Source organism: Pseudochrobactrum sp. AO18b, assembly GCF_000409565.1.
Lineage (GTDB): Bacteria > Pseudomonadota > Alphaproteobacteria > Rhizobiales > Rhizobiaceae > Pseudochrobactrum > Pseudochrobactrum saccharolyticum.
The window spans coordinates 1-3,031 of the sequence record NZ_ANNO01000502.1; the positions used below are offsets into that span (position 1 = coordinate 1).

The following is a 3,031-nucleotide window of genomic DNA, read 5'->3' on the forward strand; positions in this document are numbered from 1 at the left end:
TTGAGGAATTTTATGCAATGTTGAACAAAACTATTCCGTTTTGGTATAGGTAGTCGGAAATTGCATTGGCCTTGAAAGCTGTTCACTGCCTATAAATTTCACGTCTGAAATTAAAAAATAAATGCCGCAAAGAGGCAAATCAATTCAGACGCAAGAGTGGTGAACGGAGTGCTGTTTCAATAAACAGCAGCAGGAGGATGGGCCGTGGCAGAATTGCGTCAGGCGCGTGACAGCTTTCGTCTGAAAGTCAGCGATATCCATGAAATTGCGGTTTATGATTACGGCAATCCGGATGGCATTCCGGCTGTGTTTTTGCATGGCGGGCCGGGCGCCGGTGTATCGGCCAAGCAGATTGCCAGCTTTGATCTTGATACCTATCGCGTGATTACACTTGATCAGCGCGGTGCCGGACAATCGACCCCTGTTGCAGAATTGCGCGAAAATACCACGCAGCATCTGATTGAAGATATTGAACGCATTCGCGAGCATTTTGGCATTGAGCGCTGGTTGGTTGCCGGCGGTTCGTGGGGCTCTTGCCTGTCACTGGCCTATGGTCAGGCCCATCCGGAGCGCTGTCTTGGTTTCCGTATTCACGGGATTTTCCTTGGTGATCGCGAAGACAGTGACTGGTGGTTCCACGGTTCCAGAACGATTTTTCCTGATTACTGGCAGGAGTTTGCAGAATTTGTGCCTGAAGATGAGCGCGGCGATCTCTTGAGCGCCTATTACAAGCGTCTGACCTGTGGTGATCCGGCGGTAGAACATGCAGCGGCACAGAGCCTGCGCGGTTTCTCTGCGCGCACTCAGACTTTGGAACCAAGCGCCGAGCACGTCTCGACCTTGTTGCAGAGTGATGCGGCTTTAGCTGTTTCGCGCATTTTCACGCATTATTGCATGAACGGTGCCTTCATGCCTGCCAATGCACTGCTGGATAATCTCGACCGTATCCGCCATCTGCCTGCAGAAATTGTGCAGGGGCGTTATGATACCGTGACCCCGATGGTGACAGCATGGAAGCTGAAAACCGCATGGCCGGAAGCCAATTTCACCATTGTTACTCTGTCTAATCATCAGTCGACAACCGGCCCTATGGCTGGCGCTCTTGCCGATGCTTCCGAGCGTCTGGCTAAGGCCGTCAAAGCACCGGTTCACGCATAATTTTCTTTTAAAATAACGGGCAGCTTCATGTTTGATACACTGAAATCCGATCCTTCCGCCGTTGCGATGTCCTCCTATACGGAGATCCGCAAAGCCGTAAAACCGGCCATCTCACCTGATGGCGAATTGCTGGCATTTTTGAGCGATGCAAGCGGCACCGCACAGGTCTGGATCAAGCGGCTGGCCGGTGGCGAAGCGAAGCAGCTGACCAATCTGCCGGAACCTGTCGGCACACTGTCTTTCAATCCAAAAAGCCGTGACCTGCTGATCAGTACCGACTGGGGTGGTGATGAGCGTCATCAGTTCTGGCTGATTGAAAATGCGGAAGGTGAGCCGCGTAAGCTGACCACTGACGCAACTGTGGTACATGGCTGGGGCTGCTGGTCACCGGACGGCACGCAGATTGCCTATTCCGCCAATTATCGTGACCGCACCCACATGGATCTCTATGTGATGACGGTTGCGACAGGTGAAGCCAAATGTGTTTATCAGGGCACCGGCTGGCGCACTCCGGCAGCTTTCACACCGGATGGTGCAGCACTGCTGGTCAATGACTGTACCCGCGCCATGACGGATCAGAATTTCTGCCGTCTCGATCTGGCAACTGGTGCTTATGAAGATATGCTGCCGCATCAGGGACGCGCTTCCTATCAGGCTGCAAAATTCCTCAAGGATGATTCCGGTATTCTGCTGATTTCCGATCAGGGACGTGCTTATTCCAGTGTGATGTTCAAAGCCCATGACAGCAATGAACTTGTTGAAATTGCCGGTTTTGAAAAACAGGATGTGGAAGCGCTGGCCATTGCGCCGGATCAGCAGAGCGTGGCGCTGGTGCTGAACCGTCAGGGCTGGAGCGAGATCGTTATCATTGATCGTCAGGGCAAAGTGCAGAAATCTCTGCCGACGCCGATGCCATGCGTGATTGCGTCTGTGGCATGGACGCAGGATGGTGTGGCGCTGGTGATGCCTGCGGAAGGTGCGGCAACCTCCGGTGATATCTGGCGCTGTGAGGTGGCTACAGGCACCTATAGCCGTCTGACCGATGCACCAAAGGCAAAAACCGCTCTGCCGGACTTTATTGAACCGACTGTGACCAGTGTTGCGAGCTTTGACGGACTGGATGTTCCTTACTTCGTCTATCAGCCAACTGTTGCTGCGCCTGCAAGCGGCTATCCGGTGATGATTATTGTTCACGGTGGCCCTGAAGCCCAGTGGAAGCCGGATTTCCGCGCCGATATTCAATATATGCTGGCACGCGGCATCATGGTGATTGCGCCGAATATTCGCGGCAGTACCGGTTATGGCCGCCCTTATCAGCATCTTGATGACCGCGAATTGCGCATGGACAGCGTGGCTGATCTCAAAGCCGTGCGTCTGGCTGTCGGCAATCGTGCGGATGTTGATGACAGCCGTATCGGCGTGTTCGGTCGTTCTTATGGCGGTTTCATGGTGTTGGCTGCACTTACCGAATATCCGGATTTGTGGAAACTCGGCGTAGAATATTACGGCATCGCCAATTTCCTGACCCTGATGGAGACCACCGGCCCGTGGCGCAAAGTTCTGCGCGAAGTGGAATATGGTGATGTGGCGACGATGAAAGATGCGCTGGAGCGCTTCTCGCCAATTCATAAAATGGCAGCAGTACAAGCACCGCTGATGGTGGTGCACGGGCTGGAAGATCCGCGCGTAACGCCTTGCGAAAGTGAGATGGTTTATTCCTGCCTGCGCGGCTTGGGCAAGCCGGTGGAAATTCTGCGTATTGCGCATGAAGGCCATGGTTTTGCACGCATTGAAAACCGCCACACAGTGTTTGATGCGCTGGGACGTTTCATCGACGAAAACCTGTAAAGACAACACGGGGTCAGGGGGGGGG

At 53.7% G+C, this 3,031-nt stretch carries 2 protein-coding genes; both read left to right on the top strand.

From position 1 onward, the window contains the following. Nucleotides 1-204 precede the first annotated feature (204 nt). Nucleotides 205-1,158: a prolyl aminopeptidase gene (pip, locus tag A918_RS21095; RefSeq protein ID WP_022712528.1), complete on the top strand. Its 954-nt coding sequence runs from the start codon at nucleotides 205-207 to the stop codon at nucleotides 1,156-1,158. 27 nt (nucleotides 1,159-1,185) lie between these two features. Beyond that, complete coding sequence (locus A918_RS0118715) at nucleotides 1,186-3,006, top strand: S9 family peptidase (RefSeq protein ID WP_022712529.1); 1,821 nt, start codon at nucleotides 1,186-1,188, stop codon at nucleotides 3,004-3,006. Nucleotides 3,007-3,031: the final 25 nt, after the last annotated feature.

Bases quoted from the DNA above. Each gene is read 5' to 3' on its own strand.
- A918_RS0118715 (WP_022712529.1), top strand. From the start codon at position 1,186: ATGTTTGATACACTGAAATCCGATCCTTCCGCCGTTGCGATGTCCTCC.